Here is a 23,343-nt window from a genome sequence, read left to right on the forward strand (position 1 = left end):
CTCTCATCACGTTCTAAAATCATTTTCACAAATTCAGGATTGTAGATTTCGTCTTCTTTTTCCTCCTAGCTTTCTATGATTTCGATTCCTTTCGCATCTTTAAAAAATGTTTCCGTCATGGCTCTAAAAGCTTTTCCTGCTTTTGTACGTTCTTAATTTTTATAGTGAAAGTTGTCATATTTATATGATTTTGAATTACAAATATACAAATTACAATAAAAGTAAGACCTTTTCTTTGAAGTTAAATACGAATTATTGCTTTATTTCGTTAATTTTAAAAGCTAAAATTTCATTATTAATATCCAAAATTTGGTTTCAACAAAATAGTAATAAAAAAATAAATATTATGTCAATAAATCCACTAGATGATTTTGATGAAAAAAGTCAAGAAATGCTTAAAAGTATGAAGTTTATAGATATGAATACTTTTTACGATATGAAAAATGAAAATAGATTTATCGATCCTTTAGAATCAATAAGAACTACTAGGAGTTTTGAGGATATATCAAATGAAATAGCAATGGAAATTCCATTTGGTAAAAAGAGCATGTTTTATAAATTACCTGATGGCAGTTTTGTTGAAAACAATATTGATAAAAAACTTTTAGCTCAACAAATAATCAAATATACAAGTTCAAAAAGTAAGTTGGTTTATAATCTTGTTCGTTACAATGTTGGTATAATTTCTAATTTTATATTAGATAATGAAATAATTGATGTCAAAACTGAATTAAATACTTTATCAGGTGAAATAGATTTTTCAAGAAACCCAAGTTTTAAATTCAACTTTGATATTGAAAAGCAAAAATCGGAGTATAAACTATTTTATGAATTTGTTAAATTTAAAAATTCTGCTAATTTCAATAGAGTAGCAATCATTTTAACTTTCTACAGATATTTAGATTTTAACTTTTTTCTTAGTGAGTTAAACAAAGAATTGATTCTTACAACGCAGGAAAGAATAAAGAAAGAGTTAAAAAGTGCATTTATTTTAGCAAAAGACAAATCCGAGGTTCTAGATTTTATATATGAAACAGCACCCGATTTTGCTTTGAGCGAAAGAGGTGATGAATATTTATTTGAAGATTTAATATTATTATCAAAACAAACTATTAATACTTGGGGAACTAACGAGAATATATCTATAATAAATTTATTAAAGGCAATTAAAAACAAACAATGGTTTGCAGATAAAGTTAATAAAAATCCGGATGTTATTAGAGGTTTATTAGAGAATTTTAATGATGCATATGTAAATGTGTTAATTGATATTTTGGTATCTATTGGAAATTCTGTTTGGACTGAGATAGAATTGGAAAATTCAATACAATTTTCCTTAAATTCATTTGATAATGATTATGATGCGGATAATTTTATTGATTCAAGAATAGCATATTGGTGTGGATACGATAAACAAGAAAAAAAGTTTGAAGTTGGGTATTCAATTCACCAATATGATAAGTCAAACGTTCCTTTTAAAACCATTCCTCAAACTCTAGGATTTGCAGCGGCATATTTTCCGTTAAAAATTCAAGTTGAAAAGGAGAAAAAGTATATACCAACATTTATTGGAGAATACATCACTAATCTACAATTAAAAGAAGATAAGGATATAGTTTTAAATGATTTAGTTTCAATGCTTCTACCTGAGTTTAGGATTTCTACAAAAGCAGTATCAAACTTAACAAAACTATTTAGTGGTAAAAAAGTACAGACTGTTGACGAACTAATTGAGATTTTAAATGAAATTGATAGCACTGTAAAAGCAACTGAGCTTGAAAATTATGGTATAGAGGTTTTGTTTAGAGGAACCACAAGAAATGCCCAAGGAGATCTTTTTTTAGGAAATAATAATAGTATTATAAATGGAGCATCTACTTCCACAGATCCGATAAGAGCAGTGATTTTTGGTATTGAATCTTCATCCAAGCCAGGTGCAAAAGGAGTTTTACAAATTTTTGCACCTAAAAATTTAAAAGGATTAAATTTACAAGCACCTCAAAGAGGAAGATTTTCACTAGAGTTAGAAGTGATTATTAACACCTCGCCCGAAAATTTATCAAATTTTGCTGTAAAGGAAATCGCAATAGAAGATGCAAGAAAATTGGTTGAAGAGGTTTATGGTATTAGTTTGGATACTAGAATTACAACAAGAGGTAGTGCTGATTTATGGTTGGCTGAGACTAAAAAACTTAATCCAAGAGAAGCATTAGAATTTTCAAAAAAATTAATAAAACTTAAAGATGCAAATAAAGTATATAAATTTGTTAAGCCACCAATTCAAACAAATGATAAAAAATAGTACTAGAGTTATAAAAATTTAAAAAAGTTATCATTAGAATTTAAAATTTATAAAGTTTAAAAAATTCTTCAAAACTAGTCTAATAATTTTCAAAATTGTATGAATCCTTAATATTGAGTAGTGATTAACGATTTATACAAATATCAAATTCAACAAGTAACAAAGCAATAACATGAACAAATTAGTTTTAGAAATATTGGGCAAATTAAATGAAAAAGAAAATTTGCTGATAAAAAAACCTTTTTTAGGCGCAATGAGCATGTTATCCAATAAGGATATCTCTAAATATAAGCTGCCGAAAATAGATAGAAATAATTATATATATATAATGAACACTAGGAATGAAGGTGATTTGTTATTAGGAGAAAAGTATAATGTGATTTTTTCAATAGGAAACCCAAAAGAATATTTAAAATCAGATGTAGAGGTTGATTATTTATCAATGAATGAAGATGATAATATTAAATTAATGCCCGATGGAAAAGGAGGTTTTGTGGGATTGAAGTTTAAAAATGAGGTGCCTGAAATCACAAAATTTCTTAAACAAAACGATGATGAACAATTCGACAACAATATTCATAGCTTTTTGTTTTTTACAACACAAGAAGTAATGAATAAAATTTTAGATGAATTAGATAAGGTTGAAAATGTGTAGAATTAAACATTTAATTGATAAAAAGTCTTTATCTGAATTTACTGATATGTTTGAATACGGAAACGCATCAACTGTAAATTGGTTAATTTCTAAATTGAAAATTATCAAATCAATTATAGATAATGGTCATTTTGTAAGTATTGAAGGTGATGATATTATAACGCTAAAGACACATGAGGATTTAAAAATTTGGATATCAAAACTTTTTGATGAGGTATCAATAGAAGAGGTCTATAAAACTTAAATAGATATATGTTTGTGAAGTATTAATATTTTATTTTTTTAAGTTAACATTAAAACAAAACCCTAACTTTGCTTTTTAAAATCCGATGAAAAGCAACCTAATTCAAAACATCAATAATCCATCCGATTTGAAAAAATTGGAAACATCGCAATTGCCTCAATTGGCTAAAGAGTTGCGTGATTTTATTATTGATGTTGTTTCGGTAAAAGAAGGACATCTTGGCGCAAGTCTTGGTGTGATTGAACTGACAATTGCTTTGCATTATGTTTTTGATACACCCAATGATTTATTGGTTTGGGATGTTGGTCATCAAGCTTATGGACATAAAATTCTAACGGAACGAAAAGATAATTTTCACACTAATCGGCAACTTGAAGGCATTTCTGGCTTTCCAAAACGGAGTGAGAGTGTTTATGATACTTTTGGTGTAGGACATTCGTCAACTTCTATTTCTGCGGCATTAGGAATGGCCATTGCATCACAACTTAAAGGAGAAAGTAAACATCATATTGCGGTTATTGGTGACGCTTCAATTGCAAGCGGAATGGCGTTTGAAGGATTAAATCATGCTGGAGTTACTGATGCGAATTTGTTGGTAATTTTAAACGATAATGCTATAGGTATTGATCCAAGTGTTGGCGCTTTGAAAAACTATTTAACTTCTGTTAAAGAAGGAAAAAATCCGAAGCAGAATAATATGATTAAATCGTTAAACTTTGATTATTCTGGACCAATCGACGGACATGATTTTGAAGCTTTGATTTCCGAATTAGAGCGACTGAAAAAAGTAAAAGGGCCAAAATTTCTTCATATAATAACTACCAAAGGTAAAGGTTTACAACAAGCCGAAGAAGACCAAGTAAAATATCATGCGCCAGGAAAATTCGACAAAAATACTGGTGAAATTCATCCAAAATCGGAAGAAAATTTACCTCCAAAATTTCAAGATGTTTTTGGTTGGACTTTAGTTGAATTGGCTACAAATAATCCAAAAATTATTGGAATTACACCTGCAATGCCAAGTGGAAGTTCGTTAAAATTCATGATGGATGCTTTTCCTGATAGAGCTTTTGATGTTGGAATTGCCGAACAACATGCGGTAACTCTCGCAGCTGGAATGGCAACACAAGGAATGGTTGTTTTTTGCAATATTTATTCTACTTTTTTGCAACGCGCTTATGACCAAGTGATTCACGATGTGGCTTTGCAGAATTTGCCAGTGATATTTTGTTTAGACAGAGCAGGATTAGTGGGTGAAGATGGCGCAACGCATCACGGAGTTTTTGATTTGGCGTACTTGAGATGCATTCCAAATATGATTATTTATGCTCCGAAGGATGAAATCGATTTGCGAAACATATTATATACGGCTTCGTTGGGATTAAATCATCCGATTGCCATTCGTTATCCGCGCGGAAGAGGAAAGTTTGCAGATTTTAGAAAGCAGATTTCAGATGATAAATTTCAAAATATTGAAATTGGGAAGGCTCATTTGTTGAAAAGCGGAACTAAAATGGCTGTTCTATCAACTGGATTTATTGGAAACAATGTGAGTTTGGCTTTGGATAAAATTTCAAATACTGATGAAGTTGCTCATTATGATTTTGGATTTGTAAAACCATTAGACGAAACAATGTTGCATGAAATTTTCAATTCATTTGAAACCATTATTACTATTGAAGACGGCGTAATTAAAGGAGGATTTGGTTCTGGAATTATCGAATTTGCCTCTGAGAATAATTATAAAAATACTATTAAAACTCTTGGAATTCCTGTTGATTTTATCGAACATGGAACTGTTGAAGAGTTGCAACAAATCTGTAAAATTGACGTTAAAAGTTTAGAAAAACTTTTTTCTACTATTTGATTTTACGATTTTTGTGCAACTTTAAAATTATTTTTGATGCGATTGTTTTTTAAATCCTCTGTTTTTGTACTTCTTTTTTTATCTCAATTATCTTTTTCACAACTTATCCAAACAAAATTACCCGATACTATATCACATTGGGAACAAAAAAACGTAGTTGGTTTTGATATAAGTCAAATTGCTTTTATGAATTGGAATGCGGGTGGAAATAGCTCGGTTTCGGGTTTGTTGAAAGGTAATTTTGTTAGAAAATATTCCAATAATAATATCAAATGGTTGAATGAACTAATTGTTCGATATGGTGTAAACAAACAAGATGGTGTTGAACTTAGAAAAACGGATGACACTTTTCAAGTGAATTCAACTTTTGGATATAGAAAAGATACAATTTCTAATTGGTATCATTCTGCAAAGTTTAATTTTAACACTCAGTTTACAAATGGTTATTCTTATCCAAATACTGATAAAGCTATTTCAAAACTATTTGCACCTGCTTATATATTTTTAGGTATTGGTGCTGAGTATGTAAACAAAGAAAAAAAACTAACCGTTTATTTATCTCCATTGACTCAAAAAACGACTTTAGTTTTAGATCAAACACTTGCTAATCAAGGTGCTTTTGGAGTTGATAAAGCTTCATATGATGTAGATGGTAATTTGATTTCAAAAGGGAAAAAGTCTAGAACAGAGTTAGGTGTTTTAGTAACAAGTGGTTATAAAAAAGAGCTTTGGAAAAATATAACTTTTGAAAACAGAATGAGTTTGTATTCTGATTATATCAATAATTTTGGGAACATTGATATGGATTGGCAAATGCAGTTAGATTTAATTGTCAATGAATATGTGAGGGCAAACATTGGCACACATTTAATTTATGATGATGATATAAAAGCTAAAGAGGAATTTGCTGGTGAACAAATAACTGTTGGGCCAAAAGTGCAATTAAAGCAAATGTTAGGAATAGGATTAGTTTATAATTTTAAATAAAAAAAGCTCCGAAATTAATTCGGAGCTTTTTGTTTAATCAATATTTATATTAATCTTCTATTGCTAATTTTCTGTTTTCTCTTCTATCTCGTAACCAGTATTTTACTCGTTTTACCAAGTAGAACATTACTGGAACCATAACTAGAGTTAAGACAGTTGCATAAGTCAATCCGAAGATGATGGTCCATGCTAATGGTCCCCAAAATATTACGTTATCACCACCAATAAATAAGTGAGGATTTAAATCAGTAATCAATCCGAAGAAGTCAAAGTTTAAACCGATTGCTAGTGGAATTAATCCAAGAACAGCTGTTAACGCCGTAAGTAATACCGGACGTAAACGAGATTTTCCAGATTCGATAATTACTTCTTTTATTTCTTCTAATGATAAATCGTCGTGACTGTTCAAATGTTTATCAGCTACTTTTTTGTCTAATAAAAGTACAAAGAAGTCCATTAATACAATTCCGTTTTTCACTACAATTCCCGCAAGTGAAATAATTCCCATCATGGTCATTAAGATAACGAAATCCATATTTGCAATTACATAGCCATAAAATACACCACTAAAACTTAGTAATACAGTAAATAATATTACCATAGTTTTTGAAACAGAGTTGAATTGTAAAACAATGATAATTGTAATTCCTGCTAAGGCTAAGAACAACGCATACATCAAGAAGCTTTGATTTTTTCCTTGCTCTTCTTGAACTCCTGAAAACGAATACGTTACTGTTTTTGGTAGTTTGTATCCTTTTAATTCCGTTTGAATTTGTTTTGAAATTTCATCGCCATTAAAACCTGTCAAAACATTAGAATAAATCGTCATGATTCGTTTTTGATTTTTTCTTTTGATTTGATTGTAAGTTGTAACTTTCTCTGTTTGAGAAACAGCAGAAATTGGCACTTGCATCATTTGACCATTGTTTTGATTTCTGAATGTTAACGATTGGTTGAACAATACATTTTCATTCTTACGTTGGTCATCTTGCATACGCATTGTGATATTATAATCGTCATCACCTTCTTTATAAGTTGAGATTTCTTGACCATAAACCGAACGACGCAAATTGAATCCTAGTTGACCTGTAGAAACTCCTAAACTTCCTGCGCTTACTCGGTCAACTTTTACTTCAAGCTCTGGACTTTCTTTGTTCACATCAACACTCAATCTTTCAATTCCTGGAATATTTTTAGCATTTATGAAAGCAATCATTTTATCAGCTTCTTTCAACATTACATCATAATCAATACCAGTTAATTGGATACTAATTGGATAACCTGCTGGCGGACCATTTGAATCTTTTTCTACGGTTACGGTTGCTCCAGCAATTCCTTTTACTTTAGCACGAATTTCTTCTAAAACATCGGCTGTATTGACACCTTTTCTAAATTTGAATTCAGAGAAATTTACCGTAACTTTTCCTTTATAAGGAGTTTCAGATGCTGAACCTGCATCAACATTAGGATTTCCTGCGCCAACACCTACTTGCGAAACAATAGATTCTGCTAAATAATTCTCTTTTGTATTTTCATCAACATATTTACTTAAAATCGTGATGACTTGTTTTTCTACAAATAAGGTAGCTTTATTCGTTTTAGAAATATCTGTTCCTTGTGGATATTCTATGTAGGTAATTACTTGATTTGGAATATTATCTGGAAAAAACAATACTTTTCTTGGGAAAATTCCAAGCAAAATAAATGAGAAGAATAATAAACCAATAATTCCAACTAAAGCAAACCAAGCTTTTCTTCCTGTTAATATTTTAGCTAAGAAATTCTTGTATTTATCTTCCATTTTTGGGAAGAAATTGTATTGAAAATCTTGTGTCCATTGGTATAATTTTAACTTATACAACCACATTAAACCAAGTGAAATGATCGATAAATGTCCAATTGCTCTTGCAAATTTTGAATCATAAATATTTCCAAGAAGTACAAATATAACTGCTACTATTGTAAAGATTATAGAATATAATTTTGCCGATTTTTTAGAAACATTTTTATCGGTTGTATCCATCGAACCTCCAGTCATGGCAGCGTTTACAACCATTGCCACGAATAACGATGCTGTTAATGTTACCGATAGCGTAATTGGGAAATATTTCATGAATTTACCCATTGTTCCTGGCCATAATAAGAAAGGTAAAAACGCCATCAATGTAGTTGCTGTTGAGGATATTACAGGCCAAGCTATTTCACCAATACCTATTTTAGAAGCAGAAATACGATCCATTCCTTTTTGCATATTGGCAAATACGTTGTCGACCACAACAATTCCGTCATCAACTAGCATTCCTAATCCCATTACTAATCCAAAAAGAACCATTGTATTTAAGGTTAGTCCAAATGCTGATAGAATACTAAACGCCATCAACATCGATAATGGAATTGCTGCTCCAACAAATAGTGAATTTCTTAATCCCATGGTGAACATCAACACAATCATAACTAACACAATACCAAAAATGATGTGGTTAGAAAGTTCGTCTACTTGGTGTTCAACTCTTGATGATTGGTCATTGGTTAATTGTAATTCTAAGTTAGATGGCAAATAAGATACTTTAGCTTTTTCTAATTTTTCTTTTACTTGCTCAATGGCAGAAATCATGTTTTGATTAGAACGTTTTTTCACATTAAGCATTACCACTTCTTTACCCGATTCACGAGCGTAAGTAGTTTTTTCTTTTTCTTTAAAACTTATTGTTGCAATATCTTTTAGATAAACAGCTCCACCATAAGATTTGATAATAATATTTTCAAGCTCTTTAGGGTCTTTAATTTCTCCAACGATTCTAATATTATTTCTTGAACCTTGCGAAACTAAATTTCCACCTGAAAGTGTCATATTTTCATATTTCACTGCATTTTGAATCTCATCAAAAGAAACTTGTGCTGCGGTCATTTTGAAAATATCAACAGCAATTTCTACTTCTTTATCATCAACTCCAAGAATATCTACTTTTTTAACTTCTGGGATTTCTTCAATATCATCTTGAAGCAATTCACCATATTTTTTAAGTTGTTGCGTAGTATAATTTCCTTTTAGATTGATGTTCAAAATAGGCACTTCTTCAGAAATGTTTAATTCAAAAACACTAGGTTCAACCTTACTTCCATTATCTAGATTTGGCCAATCAGTATCAGCTTTTACTACATCAACTTTATCTTTGATTTTAGTTTTAGCATCTTCGATTCCAACTTTATCTCCAAATTCTACGATTATCATTCCATAATCTTGAAACGAACTCGACGTAATTTTTTCAACACCTGAAATGTTTTTGAATTCTTTTTCAAGTGGTTTTGTTACTAATTTTTCAACATCTTCGGCAGAGTTTCCTGGGAAAACAGATGAAATGTAAACTTTATTCTCGATGATTTCAGGGAAATCTTCACGTGGCATAGTAATATAGGCAATTACACCTGTAACTACTATTAATAAGGTCAAGATGTAAACAGTAACTCGATTGTCAACTGCCCAACTTGATATACTAAATTCTTTACTTTGATGACTCATATTTTTAGTTTCAGGTTTCAAGTTTCAGGTTCAAGCGTTTTGAGAACAACTTGAAACCTTAAACTTGAAACAATTATATTTTAGAAATTCAATTTCATTCCGTCTGCAATACTGTTAACTCCTTCAGTAATGATGATGTCATTTGCAGATAATCCACTTAAAATTTCGGTAACATTATCTGATGATTTACCAACTTTTACAAGTACTTTTTTTGCCGTTCCTGTTTTTCCGTTTGAATTAGTAACAGTGAAAACAAATTTACTTCCTGTTCCATCTTCTTGCACCACATTTGTTGGAACAACAATTGCATTTTTACTTGTGTAATCAATGATTTTAAGTTTTGCAACTTGGTTTGGACGCAATAAATTTTCTGGATTTGGAACACTCACTTCAATTCCGAAACTTCTGTTATTTGGATTCAAATAATTTCCTACTTGGCGTACTCTTCCTTTGTAAGTTTTTCCTAAAGAAGTTAAGAAAACATCTACTTCTGTTCCTACTTTTAGTTTCCCGATGTAAGTTTCAGGAACTGATGTTGAAACATACATATTTCCTAAGTTTATAATTCGCATTAAACCTTGTTGACTTGGAGCTACAATTTGTCCTTTTTCTACAAAAACTTCATCAATCGTTCCAGAAAAAGGCGCGCGAATTAAAGTTTTTGAAACTTGTGAACGCATTTGTGCTACCATTTTTTGAGCCGAAACCATTTGAGTTTGTGCTTGAAGATATTGTATTTCAGAACCAATTTTTTTGTCCCAAAGATTTTTTTGTCTTTCAAAAGTAGTTTTTGCCAAGTTGTATTGATTTTCTAAACTCGCTAATTGTTGGCTCATTCCTGCATCATCAACTCTACCAAGAATTTGACCTTTAGAAACTCTTTGTCCTGCTTTTACATTTAGTGAAGTAAGATTTCCACTAAATTCTGGTTGTACTAAAATGTTTTCTTTAGTATCAACATTTCCTTGAATTTCAAGATAGTGATTGAAAACGGTATCTTTTACAGTTAAAACAGAAACTAAAGCTTCGTCTGTTTTTACATCTAAAGTAGCAAGAGCATCTTCAATTTTTGCAATATCGGCTTGTAATGCGCTTTTCTTTGCTTGAAGTTCTTTCGTGTTTTTTGATTTAATTAATTCGTCAATTGACTGATTATTTTCTTTACCTCCACATGAAAATAGTAGGATTGAAAGTGCTGTTAATGATAGTATTTTTCTCATTGTATATTGGTTAGTTTTTATTTAATAATTTTTCTAATGATGCTCTTTTATTAATGACATCAAGCATTGCTTGAAGATAGTTTTGTTGTGCAGAATACAATTGTTCTTGTGCTTTTGTTAAATCAAAACTGCTTGATAATCCTTCAGTAAATTTGATTTGGTTTTTATTTTCAATTCGTTCCGCTAAATTCAAATTACTTTTAGAAGTTGATAATTGTTCCAAACTAAATTCATAATCACTTTTTGATTTTTCAAATTGTAATCTTAATTTTTGTTCGGTTTCTGTTAATTGTGTTTTTGATTGTTCTAAAGCAATTTTTGCCTGCTGAGTTCTAGAACTTCTACCAAAACTACTAAAAATGGGAACGTTTAAATTTATACCTAAATTAGAATAATTCAGCCATTTTTGATTGCTTGTAAAAAATTGAAATTCATTACCAAAAGCATTATAACCAAAATTTACTGCTGCTCCAAGTGAAGGTAGCGCTTTGCTTTTTTCTAATTTTAATAACAATTCCTTACTTGTTTGTAGATTTTGACCAATTTGATAATCGATATTGTTTGTAACATTAAATTCTTCTCTTAAAACTGCTAAATCAAGATTGCTTAAAGTTAAATTTTCTAATTTATCAGTTAGTGATAATTGATTTTCTAGATTTATTCCTAAAATCAATTTCAGCATATCATTTGCAATTGTTTTTTGACGTTTTACATTTTCAAGCGAACTATTTATTGATGATAGAGTGATTTGTAATTGTTCGACATTTTCTTCTTCAATTAATCCGTTTTTATAAATTTCTTTAGTGTCAGAAAGTGTTTTCTCTAAAATTCCTTTGTTCTTTTGAAGAATTAAAATGCTCTCATCCGCTAGTAAAACATTACCATAAGAGTTAACCACAATTTCTTTGATTTCTTGTGCTGTTTTAACTTTAGCATTTTCAGAAATCTTTAAATAGGTTTTAGCGGATTGTAATCCAACTAAATAGGAACCGTCAAAGATTAGTTGGCTCAATGTTGCAGAAGCATTCATGCTATGTTTAGTTCCAAAAGCAACTTCTTGAAAAGTTCCAGGTGTACCTCCAAAAATTTCGGCAGGAATTAATGATTTTTGTAGTTCAAAATTGTTTACATATCCTACAGCACCATTAATTTGTGGTAAACCAATTGTGGTTGTTTCCCATTTTTTTTGTTTAGCAGCTTCAATATCACGATTTGCATTAATAACAGAATAGTTATTTTGAATAGCATGTTCAATGGCTTGTTTTAAAGAGAAAGAATAACTCTCTTTTTGTTCTTGAGCCTGCAATATAGAGGCAAACAAGAGTAAGGTTAGAATGATTTTGTTTTTCATGGATTGATGATTATATGTAGTTTAATAATTGTTTTTCTAATTCTAAAATTCCTTTTGGAGTTGCAATGGCTCTTGTGTGATATTCTAATGCTTTTCCTTCTAATTTAAAGGCATCAATTTCTAAAAGTGTATTTTCATTAATTGAAAATATTAAAGTGTAATAGAATTGCGCATAAGTTTCTACGTCAGTTTCTTGTCTGTAAAGACCTTGTTGAATACCTTTTACTATATTTTGAGTAAACATTTTATGACAATCTTGAATTTCATTAGCTATCATTTTTTCATAGATTTCAGGATAATGTTTTTTTAACTGATAAGCTGGTGAATGGTCAAATGATTTAAACATTTCTTTAAACATTTTTCGCATTTCAAAATTTTCTTCAATAGCATTAAAATTTTTGCTAACCACTTCATCCATTAATGTATGAATCTTTTGATGAATAACTTCTGTTCCTTCTTCAATAAGCATTTCTTTGTTACCGAAATATTTGTAAATTGTTTTTTTAGAAATACACATTTCACAAGCAATATCATCCATAGTAACACTCTTGAAACCAAGTTTCAGGAACATATCAGTTGCTTTTTTGATGATTTTATCTTTCATATTGTTTTAAATTTCGTTTGCAAATATAGAGCGGAAACTTTGAATACAAAAATAGTTTCCTTAGTATTTACATAAATTTAACATTAGTTACTTTTTGATTCAAATTCTAAGTTGGCCATAATATTAATGTTTGAACCAATCATTAAACCATTACTTATCGTAGCTGTGTTTGAATAAAGTTCAAAATCATGTCGGTTAATTTCACCAACTATTTCAAGAAGTACTTTTGACGATTTTACATCCGAATCCAACGGAACAATTTTTGTATCTAGCTCTACAACTTTTGTAATATTGTTTATGGTAAGATTTCCTTTTACAAAATTGATGTCGTTGTTTATTTTTTCAAAAGATATCGATTTAAATGTCACTAACGGATAATCATTACTATTGATGAAGTCTTTCAAATTCAAATGACTATCGATATGTTCTAATTTGCCCTCTTTTTTATTTACATCTAGAACAAACTCTACATTTGCATCAGTAAGTTGATTATTAACAATATTAATTGTACTAGAAAGATTGTTGAAAGAAGTATCTAAAAAAGCAACAATCGAGTTTCTAGCTCGAATCATAAAATCAGATTGATTTGTATTCAAATTCCATTCAGCTGTTGTCATTATTATAATTTTAAATTAAATTAGAGTGCAAATATATATAGGAAACTTTAAACACAAAAATAGTTTCCAAAGTATTTTGATAATTTTAACATTTGGAAATATTTAGGAGTTGATAAGTTTAGGAGTTTTGTTTGTTTTGCGAAAAAAAATATACTTTTGTAAAACAAATCTCCAAGATAAGAAAGTGAAAAACTTTTAAACTCTTAAATTTTTAAATTCTCAAATATAAAATGCACGCACTTTCTCACTATCAAGAACTTATTTCAGAATATTTCACAGAATTGCATTTGAATAAAGAACCTAAAAATCTTTATGAACCTATTGAGTACATTCTTCATTTAGGCGGAAAAAGGATGCGACCTATTTTAACATTAATGGCAACAGAGGTTTTTGATGTGGATTGCAAAAAAGCATTGGCAGCAGCTACAGCTATTGAGGTATTTCATAATTTTTCGTTAGTTCATGATGATATTATGGACGATGCACCTTTGAGAAGAGGAAATGAAACGGTTCATGAAAAATGGAATGTCAATACCGGAATTCTTTCAGGTGATGCAATGTTGATTTTAGCGTATCAACATTTTGAAGAATATGAACCAAAAATCTTTAGAGAATTAGCAAAATTATTTAGCAAAACTGCTTTAGAAGTTTGCGAAGGGCAACAATATGATGTCGATTTTGAGACTAGAGAAGATGTTACTATTCCTGAATATTTAAAAATGATTGAATATAAAACAGCTGTTTTGGTTGGAGCTGCCATGAAAATGGGAGCAATAGTTGCAGAAACATCTGAAGAAAATGCCAATTTAATTTATGATTTTGGTTTAAATCTCGGAATAGCATTTCAATTGCAAGACGATTATTTAGATGCTTTTGGCAATCCAGAAACATTTGGAAAACAAGTTGGTGGCGATATAATTGAAAATAAAAAAACCTATCTATACTTGAAAGCGATGGAGTTTGCTAATGCCGATGAAAAAGAACAATTATTACATTTATTTTCCATTCAACCTACCTTTAATATTGACAAAATAGAATCGGTAAAGAATATTTTTAATCAAACAAAAGCTTCAGAAGCTACTCAAAAAGCCATTCAAGATTATACATTTAAAGCCTTTGAAACTTTAGAGAGAATGAATATTTCAAGTGATAAAAAACAGATGTTGAGAACGTTTGGTGAAAACTTAATGAATAGAAATGTCTAGTTTTATTACACCAATATCGACTGATCATTTACTATCAGAAGCAGAAAAAGAAAATTTATATCAAAAACTTATTGAGCAAATTAATAAGGATTTTAATTTTGCTAATGAACCCATTGATTTGCCCAAAAGTACTTCGCCAAATGAACTAAAAATTCAACTTCACGAAAAAATTTACCGTCTAATACAGTACAAGTTTGCCGAATATTTAAGTTTGCTATATATAGTTGATGTTCCAGAAGATCAAGTAAAAAAACTTGATGGTTCAGATATTATGGAACTTTCTGAACAAGTTTCATTTTTGATTTTAAAAAGAGAATGGATGAAAGTTTGGTTCAGGAATAGGATGGAACGTTAAAAAAATGCCTAGTAGGCATTTTTTAGTGAACAGGCCAGATGGCGCGCTGGATTAGAAAAACACTCTAACAAAAGGCATTAAAGCATCGCCATAAACATTTTTATCTTTGTCAAATAAGACATTGTATCGTGCTCCGATAGTTACATTTTCTGCTCTGTAACCTGCTCCAAGAAATAAACCGGTGTTCCAAAAATTGTCTGATAAATTAATATCTTCATAATTTACATTTACACGCAATTGTTCTAATTCAACAGACAACTGAATTTCAGGAATTGGGTTAACCAAACCAAGAATGCTTCCTCCATATTGACTTGATGAAAAAGCGTCTTTTTGTTTTAGATAATTATATTGAAGTCCAACACCAGCAGAAAAATAATCATTAACATTGTAAATTGCACTCGGCGCAATAGATATGTTAGTAAAGCCTGTTCCAAATCCTAAACCTAATCCACCACCAAATTGTACTTTATTCCAAAAATCACTTTTTGTTTGAGGTTGCGTATTTTGTTGTGCGAAAATTGAAAAACAAAAACATAAAAAAAATACAAATGTTAATCTTTTTGTTAAATTATGTAAGGCATTCTTTTTCATACTCGTATATATAGTTAATTAGCGACATAAAAGTAGTAAAAACATTGAAAGATTGTTATAAATATTTTACTTTTGCATAAATTTTTTTAACACAACGATTATTTTATCTAAAAGTATGGATAGATTTTCCTTTTTAAACGCAGCTCACACCGAATTTTTCGCTCAATTATACGATCAATATCTTGTAAATCCTGACAGTGTTGAACCAAGTTGGCGTGCTTTCTTCCAAGGTTTTGACTTTGGAATGGCAACTTTCAATGAAGAAAACGCTGGCGAATATGTGGCTAATTATGCTGCAAACTCTATAGATAACGGACAAGCTTCTGAAAAACTTCAAAAAGAATTTAATGTTCTTAAATTAATTGATGGCTACAGAACACGCGGACATCTTTTTACTGAAACCAATCCAGTTCGAGAAAGAAGAACGTATGAGCCAAATTTAGATTTGGTTAATTTTGGACTTTCAGATGCTGATTTGAATACGGTTTTTGATGCAGCCAAAGTTCTTGGTCATCAGCCAAAAACTTTAAAAGAAATCATTACACATCTTAAAAATGTGTACTGCCAACATATTGGTATTGAGTACATGTACATGAGAAAACCAGAGGTTATTCAGTGGATTCAAAATAGAATTAACATCAACGATAATCTTCCAAATTTTGATGGTGAACAAAAGAAACACATTTTAGGAAAACTAAACGAAGCAGTTTCTTTTGAAAACTTTCTTCATACAAAATATGTAGGTCAAAAGCGTTTCTCTCTTGAAGGTGGCGAAAGTATTATTCCAGCACTTGATGCCTTGATAGAATCTGCTGCTGAAAAAGGTGTAGAACATTTCGTTATGGGAATGGCACACCGCGGAAGATTAAATATTCTTGCTAATATCTTCGGAAAAGCAACGCAAGATATTTTCTCAGAATTTGACGGAAAAGACTACGATAAAGAATATTTTGATGGTGACGTAAAATACCATTTAGGTTTAACTTCTGAAAGAAAAACTAAATCTGGTAAAAAAATCAATATCAATTTAGCTCCAAATCCTTCACATCTTGAAACCGTTGGTGCTGTTATTGAAGGAATTGCTCGTGCAAAACAAGATAAATATACGCCAGACGATTTCTCAAAAGTATTGCCAATTGCCGTTCACGGTGATGCTGCTGTTGCTGGACAAGGAATTGTGTATGAAATTGTTCAAATGGCACAACTTGACGGTTACAGAACAGGAGGAACTATTCATATTGTAATTAACAACCAAGTTGGATTTACTACTAATTATCAAGATGCACGTTCATCAACATATTGTACAGACGTAGCAAAAGTGACACTTTCTCCAGTACTTCATGTTAATTCAGATGATACTGAAGCGGTTGTTCACGCTATGTTATTTGCTTTAGATTTCCGTATGCAATTTGGTCGTGATGTATTTATTGATTTATTAGGATACAGAAAATATGGACATAACGAAGGTGATGAACCACGTTTTACGCAACCAGTTTTATATAAAATCATTGCTAAACATAGAAATCCTAGAGATATTTATGCAGAGAAATTAATTACTGCAGGTATTGTTGATGCAGCTTACATCACAAAAATTGAAAACGAGTACAAAGATAAATTAGATGAAAATCTTCAAGCATCTCGTAAAAAAGATTTAACGATAATCAAACCTTTCTTGCAAGACGAATGGAAAGGATTTGAGCAAGTTTCTGATGATGTTATGTTGCAAAAATTTGATACTAAATTCGACAAAAAGAAATTAGATCAAATTGCAAATGAAATTTCAACTTTGCCATCAGATAAAAAGTTCATTAGCAAAATTTCAAAAATTGTTAATGACAGAAAAACCATGTATGATAACAATGTTATCGATTGGGGAACAGCAGAAACCCTTGCTTATGGTTCGTTATTAACAGAAGGTTTTGATGTTAGAATCTCAGGGCAAGACGTAGAAAGAGGAACATTCTCTCATCGTCATGCTGTTGTAAAAGTAGAAGATAGTGAAGAAGAAGTAATTCTTTTAAATTCACTTAAAGATAAAAAAGGAAAGTTCAATGTATTTAATTCCTTCCTTTCAGAATATGGAGTTTTAGGTTTTGATTATGGTTATGCTTTAGCAAATCCGAATGCATTAACTATTTGGGAAGCTCAATTTGGAGATTTCTCTAATGGTGCACAAATCATGATTGACCAATACATTTCATGTGGTGAAGACAAATGGAACAACCAAAATGGTATTGTTCTTTTATTGCCACACGGATATGAAGGTCAAGGTGCAGAACACTCTTCGGCTAGAATGGAACGTTATTTACAACTTTGTGCACGTCATAATATGTACGTTGCCGATTGTACAACGCCAGCCAATTTCTATCACTTGTTGAGAAGACAAATGAAAACGAAATTCCGTAAACCATTAATACATTTTTCACCAAAAAGTTTGTTGCGTCACCCATTGTGTGTTTCTACTCAAGAAGACTTATACAACGGACATTTTCAAGAAACAATTGATGATACTTCAGTAGATAAGAAAAAAGTAAAAACAGTAGTTTTCGTTACCGGAAAATTCTATTACGATATTCTTGCCGAAAGAGAAAATAACGGAAGAAATGATGTAGCTTTGGTTCGTATTGAGCAATTATTTCCATTACCAGTGGAACAATTAAAAGCCATTATTGCGAGTTATCCAAATGCTGACGATTATGTTTGGGCACAAGAAGAACCAAAAAATATGGGTGCTTACAGCTATATGTTGATGAATTTCGATTTAGTGCCTTGGAGATTAGCATCATTAAAAGCATACGCAGCACCAGCAGCAGGAAGTCACACTAGAGATAGACGTCGTCATGCCGATGCTATTAGAATGGTTTTTGATAAAAATTTATTTAGATAATTAGGAGCTATTTCCCGCTTTCCGCTTTATCTTTTCCTTTTTAAAGAAAAAAGAAAAAGGATGCCGCTGCAATCGGGGCTAGAACAAACAATAAAAGAACACGATATTAAATAATTATATAATTTTCAGAATAAACTTTTAAACTTTTAAACTTTTAAACCTGAAACTTTAAACTAAAAGAATATGATTTTAGAAATGAAAGTGCCTTCACCAGGCGAATCGATAAAAGAAGTTGAAATTGCTACTTGGTTAGTAAAAGATGGCGATTATGTAGAAAAAGACCAAGCGATTGCTGAAGTAGATTCAGACAAAGCAACTCTTGAATTACCTGCTGAAGCAAGCGGAATTATTACTCTAAAAGCAGAAGAAGGTGATGCTGTTGCTGTTGGAGCAGTAGTTTGTTTAATTGATACAAGCGCAGCAAAACCTAGTGGAAGCGCTCCAGCTGAAGTAAAAGCAGAAGCTCCAAAAGTGGAAACTCCTAAGAAAGAGGAAGTAAAATCAGCTCCAGTTGCCGAGAAAACATATGCAACTCAAGCGCCGTCTCCAGCAGCGAGAAAAATATTAGACGAAAAAAACATTCAACCAACAGAAATCGTTGGAACAGGAAAAGGTGGAAGAATTACTAAAGATGATGCTGTAAATGCAGTACCATCAATGGGAACTCCAACAGGTGGAACTCGTGGTTCTGAAAGAACAAAATTGTCAATGTTGCGTCGTAAAGTTGCAGAAAGATTAGTTTCTGCTAAAAATGAAACAGCAATGTTAACTACTTTCAATGAAGTTGACATGACAGCTATCTATGCTTTGAGAGCTGAATATAAAGATGCATTTAAGGAAAAACACGGATTAGGTTTAGGTTTCATGTCGTTCTTTACTAAAGCAGTTACAAGAGCGTTGCAATTATTCCCAGACGTGAACTCAATGATTGACGGTCAAGAGAAAATCTCTTATGATTTTTGTGATATTTCTGTTGCAGTTTCTGGTCCAAAAGGATTAATGGTTCCTGTAATGAGAAATGCAGAAACATTATCATTTAGAGGAGTTGAAGCAGAAATCAAACGTTTGGCAATTCGTGCTCGTGACGGACAAATTACGGTTGATGAAATGACAGGTGGAACATTTACTATTTCTAATGGTGGTGTTTTTGGAAGTATGTTGTCAACACCAATTATCAATCCTCCACAATCAGGAATTTTAGGAATGCACAATGTGGTTGATAGAGCAATCGTTAAAAACGGTCAAATAGTTATTGCTCCAGTTATGTTTGTTGCTTTATCTTATGATCACAGAATCATCGACGGACGTGAGTCGGTTGGTTTCTTAGTAGCGGTAAAAGAAGCATTAGAAAACCCAGTAGAAATTTTAATGGGTGGCAATGCTAAAAAAGCTTTAGAACTATAGTTTTTAAAAGATATTTCAAAAATTAAACTCGTAATAAAATTTTATTACGAGTTTTTTGTTTTTTATAGGTAGATAAACAGAAAATTTGGTTGTTAATCGATTAGATAATTACTTAATATCAAAACGATTATAAATTTGTAAAAAAATAATTTATGAGAAAGATTTATATTTTATTAATTATTGCATTGACAGCAAATGGTTTTGCTCAATCAAATATTGTTGCAACAGGAGGAAATGCTGTTGCAATGGACAATGCTTCTTTAAGTTATTCTATTGGTCAGATAGATTATATTCCGTTAAATTCTGCTTCAGGAAGTTTGAATTTGGGTAATCAACAACCTTATGAAATTTATGTACTTGATATCGAAAATCCAAACGGTATTATTAAGTATAGTTTGTTTCCAAATCCAACTACAAATCAAATAGAATTATCATTGTTTGAGATTGATTTTTCTAAAATGAAATACGTGCTTTTTGATGTAAATGGTAAATTACTTTTTGAAAATACTATTTCAAATGAAACTACCGTCATTTCAATGGAAAGTCTTTCAGCATCTATTTATTTTCTATCTGTTATGGATGAAAAATCGAATATAATTAAATCGTTTAAAATCATAAAAAAATAATACTATGAAAAATATAATTACCTTACTTTTATTTTGCTTTTTTACAAGTATTGCTCTTGCTCAAGCACCAAACAAGATGAGTTTTCAATCTGTGGTTAGAGATGGTTCTGGAAATTTAGTTGCAAATTCTAATGTTGGAATAAAAATTAGTATTCTACAAACATCAGCAAGTGGTACTGTTGTTTTTTCAGAATCTCATACTGTTTTAACCAATGCCAATGGATTAGCCACTTTAGAAATTGGAAACGGAACAAATATTTCAGGAACTATTGCAGGAATCAATTGGGCAACCGGACCATATTTTCTAAAGGTAGAAAGCGATCCAACAGGAGGAACGAGTTACACAATTTCGGGAACTTCTGAATTATTGAGTGTGCCTTATGCTCTTTATGCAGCTAATTCTGGTAGTTTAAATGTTTGGAATATTTTAGGTAATTCTAATATTGATGACGCCACAAATTTTATTGGAACGACTAATGCTAAAGATGTAATTTTTAAAAGAGACAATACACGCTCAGGAAGAATTGGTTTAAACAACACCTCTTTTGGATACAATTCTTTGAATGCAGCCGCAACTGGAATCAGAAATACATCTATTGGGGCAAATACTTTACCTTCAACAACTACAGGAACATTAAATGTAGCAGTAGGAGAAAGCACTATGTTTCTTAATACAACAGGACAGGAAAATAGTGCTTTTGGAGTAGGTTCATTATATTCAAATACGACTGGAAGCCAAAATACATCTATCGGTAGAAATGCCCTTACATCAAGTACTACAGCAAATTCTAATACGGCAATTGGTTATGCAACTTTGAGAAATAATACTACTGGAAATTTTAACACAGGATTAGGTAGAGATGCATTACGACTTAATACAACAGGTATAGAAAATACGGCAAGCGGTGTAAATTCATTATATGATAACACCACAGGTGAAAAAAATTCAGCGGTTGGTGTTCAGTCACTTCGCAAAAACACAACTGGATTAAATAATACGGCTATTGGTTATCAAGCGCTTTTTGAAAATACAACAGGAAGTAACAACACTGCTGTTGGAAATACCGCTTTTTCAACAGGTTTAGCATATAGTAATTCGACAGCAATTGGAGCTTCTAGCGTCATTACGGCAAGTAATCAGGTTAGAGTAGGTGATGTTAATGTTAACTCAATTGGCGGACAAGTGAGTTGGACTACTTTAAGTGATGGTCGTTTTAAGGAAAATGTTATAGAAAATGTTCCTGGTTTAAGTTTTATTTCAAAATTGAAACCTGTAACTTATAACGTTAATAGAGATTTATTAAATAAATTTTATAATGCTAAACTTTCTAATAATGTAAATGGAGGTTTAAGCGAAACGACAGTTGGTTTTATTGCTCAAGATGTTGAAAAATCAGCAAAAGAAATTGGATTTAATTTTAGCGGAATTGATAAACCGAAAAACGAAACAGATCATTACGGAATTCGTTATTCTGATTTTATTCCTCCAGTTGTTAAAGCCATTCAGGAGCAACAAGAAGAAATTGAAAAATTGAAAACAGAAAACGAAAATCTTAAAAAACGATTAGAAATTTTAGAAAATATAATTTTAGAAAGAAAATAATAACAATCCCGATTTGAATTTAAATCGGGATTTTTCGTTTATTTGCGTTCATTAACCAAAATTTTTATGGCTTCTAACAAAAAATCGGCTGCGATAGGTTTTATTTTTATAACGATGCTTATCGACATCACAGGTTGGGGAATCATCATTCCAGTGATTCCTAAATTAATTAAAGAATTAATTCATGGTGATATTAGCGAAGCTGCAAAAATTGGTGGTTGGTTAACCTTTGCTTATGCTATTACACAATTTGTTTTTGCACCTTTGGTTGGAAATTTAAGCGATAAATTTGGTAGAAGACCAATTATTCTAATTTCGCTTTTTGCTTTTTCAATGGATTATTTACTTCTTGCTTTTGCACCAACAATCACTTGGATATTCATAGGTAGAATTATTGCCGGAATCACAGGCGCAAGTATCACAACGGCTTCCGCTTACATTGCAGATGTGAGTACACCCGAAAACCGAGCTAAAAACTTTGGAATGATTGGAGCCGCTTTCGGATTAGGGTTTATCATTGGACCAGTAATTGGTGGACTTTTAGGTCAATTTGGTTCTAGAGTTCCTTTTTATGCTGCTGCGGTGTTATGTTTATTAAATTTCTTATACGGTTATTTCATTTTGCCAGAATCTTTATCAAAAGAAAATCGCAGAGAATTTAGTTTGAAAAGAGCCAATCCAATTGGTGCTTTTTTAAATTTGAAAATGTATCCACAATTAATTGGACTAGTAATTTCTATTTTCCTTTTATACACCGCTTCACATGCCGTTCATAGCAATTGGAGTTATTTTACTATTTATAAATTCAATTGGGATGAAAAAATGGTAGGAATTTCACTTGGAGCCATTGGGCTTTTAGTAGGAATTGTACAAGGAGGTTTGATAAGAGTTATCAATCCAAAATTGGGAAACGAAAAAAGTATTTATGTGGGAATGGCACTTTATACTATTGGAATGTTTCTTTTTGCAACAGCAACACAAAGCTGGATGATGTTTGCTTTTTTAATTCCGTATTGTCTTGGAGGAATTGCCGGACCAGCAATGCAAGCCGTCATTTCAAGTCAAGTTCCAGCTAATGAGCAAGGCGAAATTCAAGGTACACTTTCAAGTTTGATGAGCGCATCAGCAATTGTTGGACCACCTATGATGAGTACCGTTTTTTATTATTTTACACATAAAACAGCACCATTTCAATTTGCAGGTGCACCATTTGTTTTAGGTGGATTTTTGATGTTATTGAGTACGATTATTGCTTATTTTTCTTTTAGGAAGAAATAGATATATTAAAAAAGAAAATCCAAATTC

General features: G+C 31.1%; 18 protein-coding genes. 12 read left to right on the forward strand and 6 right to left on the reverse strand.

The features are described 5' to 3' along the window. The first annotated feature begins 346 nt into the window (after nt 1-346). The 5 genes from Q0049_RS07915 to Q0049_RS07935 all read left to right on the forward strand — a co-directional run bounded on the left by Q0049_RS07915 (nt 347) and on the right by Q0049_RS07935 (nt 6,055). Nucleotides 347-2,302: a hypothetical protein gene (locus Q0049_RS07915; RefSeq protein WP_298118375.1), complete on the forward strand. Its 1,956-nt coding sequence runs from the start codon at nt 347-349 to the stop codon at nt 2,300-2,302. A gap of 172 nt (nt 2,303-2,474) precedes the next feature. Next, nucleotides 2,475-2,957, forward strand: coding sequence for a hypothetical protein (locus tag Q0049_RS07920; RefSeq protein WP_298118378.1), 483 nt, complete (start codon nt 2,475-2,477; stop codon nt 2,955-2,957). After that, entirely contained in the window at nt 2,950-3,201 is a 252-nt protein-coding gene (locus Q0049_RS07925) for a hypothetical protein (protein WP_298118381.1), read from the forward strand. The genes Q0049_RS07920 and Q0049_RS07925 overlap by 8 nt, the downstream gene beginning before the upstream one ends. Nucleotides 3,202-3,286: 85 nt before the next feature. Continuing rightward, nucleotides 3,287-5,068, forward strand: coding sequence for a 1-deoxy-D-xylulose-5-phosphate synthase (locus Q0049_RS07930; protein ID WP_298118384.1), 1,782 nt, complete (start codon nt 3,287-3,289; stop codon nt 5,066-5,068). Between the two features lie 36 nt (nt 5,069-5,104). Beyond that, entirely contained in the window at nt 5,105-6,055 is a 951-nt protein-coding gene (locus Q0049_RS07935) for a DUF3078 domain-containing protein (protein WP_298118386.1), read from the forward strand. A 49-nt stretch (nt 6,056-6,104) separates the two neighbouring features. Here the strand turns inward: Q0049_RS07935 and Q0049_RS07940 are convergent, their stop codons facing one another. The 5 genes from Q0049_RS07940 to Q0049_RS07960 form a co-directional block, all read right to left on the reverse strand. Then, entirely contained in the window at nt 6,105-9,575 is a 3,471-nt protein-coding gene (locus Q0049_RS07940; protein ID WP_298118389.1) for an efflux RND transporter permease subunit, read from the reverse strand. Nucleotides 9,576-9,655: 80 nt separating this feature from the next. Then, entirely contained in the window at nt 9,656-10,795 is a 1,140-nt protein-coding gene (locus Q0049_RS07945; protein ID WP_298118392.1) for an efflux RND transporter periplasmic adaptor subunit, read from the reverse strand. Between the two features lie 10 nt (nt 10,796-10,805). Continuing rightward, nucleotides 10,806-12,146, reverse strand: coding sequence for a TolC family protein (locus tag Q0049_RS07950; RefSeq protein WP_298118393.1), 1,341 nt, complete (start codon nt 12,144-12,146; stop codon nt 10,806-10,808). A gap of 10 nt (nt 12,147-12,156) precedes the next feature. Continuing rightward, on the reverse strand, nt 12,157-12,750 hold the full coding sequence (locus Q0049_RS07955) for a TetR/AcrR family transcriptional regulator (protein WP_298118395.1): 594 nt from the start codon (nt 12,748-12,750) through the stop codon (nt 12,157-12,159). An 83-nt stretch (nt 12,751-12,833) separates the two neighbouring features. Beyond that, on the reverse strand, nt 12,834-13,367 hold the full coding sequence (locus Q0049_RS07960) for a YceI family protein (protein WP_298118398.1): 534 nt from the start codon (nt 13,365-13,367) through the stop codon (nt 12,834-12,836). A 230-nt stretch (nt 13,368-13,597) separates the two neighbouring features. Here Q0049_RS07960 and Q0049_RS07965 point away from each other — a divergent pair, with 230 nt between their 5' ends. Both Q0049_RS07965 and Q0049_RS07970 read left to right on the forward strand, forming a co-directional pair. Next, nucleotides 13,598-14,572, forward strand: a complete 975-nt coding sequence (locus Q0049_RS07965; RefSeq protein ID WP_298118401.1) for a polyprenyl synthetase family protein — start codon at nt 13,598-13,600, stop codon at nt 14,570-14,572. Continuing rightward, nucleotides 14,565-14,927, forward strand: coding sequence for a hypothetical protein (locus Q0049_RS07970; protein WP_298118404.1), 363 nt, complete (start codon nt 14,565-14,567; stop codon nt 14,925-14,927). Before Q0049_RS07965 ends, Q0049_RS07970 begins: the two co-directional genes overlap by 8 nt. A 51-nt stretch (nt 14,928-14,978) precedes the next feature. Here the strand turns inward: Q0049_RS07970 and Q0049_RS07975 are convergent, their stop codons facing one another. Further along, a complete protein-coding gene (locus Q0049_RS07975) occupies nt 14,979-15,518 on the reverse strand; it encodes a hypothetical protein (protein WP_298118407.1) in 540 nt (179 codons plus the stop codon). A 115-nt stretch (nt 15,519-15,633) separates the two neighbouring features. Between Q0049_RS07975 and Q0049_RS07980 the strand changes: the two genes are divergently transcribed. From Q0049_RS07980 to Q0049_RS08000, 5 genes are all read left to right on the forward strand, one after another. After that, nucleotides 15,634-18,405, forward strand: a complete 2,772-nt coding sequence (locus Q0049_RS07980; RefSeq protein WP_298118410.1) for a 2-oxoglutarate dehydrogenase E1 component — start codon at nt 15,634-15,636, stop codon at nt 18,403-18,405. A gap of 183 nt (nt 18,406-18,588) precedes the next feature. Continuing rightward, a complete protein-coding gene (odhB, locus tag Q0049_RS07985; protein WP_298118413.1) occupies nt 18,589-19,809 on the forward strand; it encodes a 2-oxoglutarate dehydrogenase complex dihydrolipoyllysine-residue succinyltransferase in 1,221 nt (406 codons plus the stop codon). A 152-nt stretch (nt 19,810-19,961) separates the two neighbouring features. Then, a complete protein-coding gene (locus Q0049_RS07990; protein WP_298118415.1) occupies nt 19,962-20,435 on the forward strand; it encodes a T9SS type A sorting domain-containing protein in 474 nt (157 codons plus the stop codon). A gap of 4 nt (nt 20,436-20,439) precedes the next feature. After that, on the forward strand, nt 20,440-22,038 hold the full coding sequence (locus Q0049_RS07995) for a tail fiber domain-containing protein (protein ID WP_298118418.1): 1,599 nt from the start codon (nt 20,440-20,442) through the stop codon (nt 22,036-22,038). Nucleotides 22,039-22,104: 66 nt separating this feature from the next. Next, entirely contained in the window at nt 22,105-23,316 is a 1,212-nt protein-coding gene (locus Q0049_RS08000) for a TCR/Tet family MFS transporter (RefSeq protein ID WP_298118420.1), read from the forward strand. Nucleotides 23,317-23,343 lie beyond the last annotated feature (27 nt).

The sequence above is a fragment of the Flavobacterium sp. genome (assembly GCF_027484205.1).
GTDB lineage: Bacteria > Bacteroidota > Bacteroidia > Flavobacteriales > Flavobacteriaceae > Flavobacterium.

Coding starts and splice junctions, on each gene's coding strand:
- Q0049_RS08000 (WP_298118420.1), top strand. CDS start 22,105: ATGGCTTCTAACAAAAAATCGGCTGCGATAGGTTTTATTTTTATAACG.
- Q0049_RS07915 (WP_298118375.1), top strand. CDS start 347: ATGTCAATAAATCCACTAGATGATTTTGATGAAAAAAGTCAAGAAATG.
- Q0049_RS07970 (WP_298118404.1), top strand. CDS start 14,565: ATGTCTAGTTTTATTACACCAATATCGACTGATCATTTACTATCAGAA.
- Q0049_RS07995 (WP_298118418.1), top strand. CDS start 20,440: ATGAAAAATATAATTACCTTACTTTTATTTTGCTTTTTTACAAGTATT.
- Q0049_RS07955 (WP_298118395.1), bottom strand. CDS start 12,750: ATGAAAGATAAAATCATCAAAAAAGCAACTGATATGTTCCTGAAACTT.
- Q0049_RS07945 (WP_298118392.1), bottom strand. CDS start 10,795: ATGAGAAAAATACTATCATTAACAGCACTTTCAATCCTACTATTTTCA.
- Q0049_RS07950 (WP_298118393.1), bottom strand. CDS start 12,146: ATGAAAAACAAAATCATTCTAACCTTACTCTTGTTTGCCTCTATATTG.
- Q0049_RS07925 (WP_298118381.1), top strand. CDS start 2,950: ATGTGTAGAATTAAACATTTAATTGATAAAAAGTCTTTATCTGAATTT.
- Q0049_RS07965 (WP_298118401.1), top strand. CDS start 13,598: ATGCACGCACTTTCTCACTATCAAGAACTTATTTCAGAATATTTCACA.
- Q0049_RS07990 (WP_298118415.1), top strand. CDS start 19,962: ATGAGAAAGATTTATATTTTATTAATTATTGCATTGACAGCAAATGGT.
- Q0049_RS07980 (WP_298118410.1), top strand. CDS start 15,634: ATGGATAGATTTTCCTTTTTAAACGCAGCTCACACCGAATTTTTCGCT.
- Q0049_RS07960 (WP_298118398.1), bottom strand. CDS start 13,367: ATGACAACAGCTGAATGGAATTTGAATACAAATCAATCTGATTTTATG.
- Q0049_RS07935 (WP_298118386.1), top strand. CDS start 5,105: ATGCGATTGTTTTTTAAATCCTCTGTTTTTGTACTTCTTTTTTTATCT.
- Q0049_RS07920 (WP_298118378.1), top strand. CDS start 2,475: ATGAACAAATTAGTTTTAGAAATATTGGGCAAATTAAATGAAAAAGAA.
- Q0049_RS07975 (WP_298118407.1), bottom strand. CDS start 15,518: ATGAAAAAGAATGCCTTACATAATTTAACAAAAAGATTAACATTTGTA.
- Q0049_RS07930 (WP_298118384.1), top strand. CDS start 3,287: ATGAAAAGCAACCTAATTCAAAACATCAATAATCCATCCGATTTGAAA.
- odhB (WP_298118413.1), top strand. CDS start 18,589: ATGATTTTAGAAATGAAAGTGCCTTCACCAGGCGAATCGATAAAAGAA.
- Q0049_RS07940 (WP_298118389.1), bottom strand. CDS start 9,575: ATGAGTCATCAAAGTAAAGAATTTAGTATATCAAGTTGGGCAGTTGAC.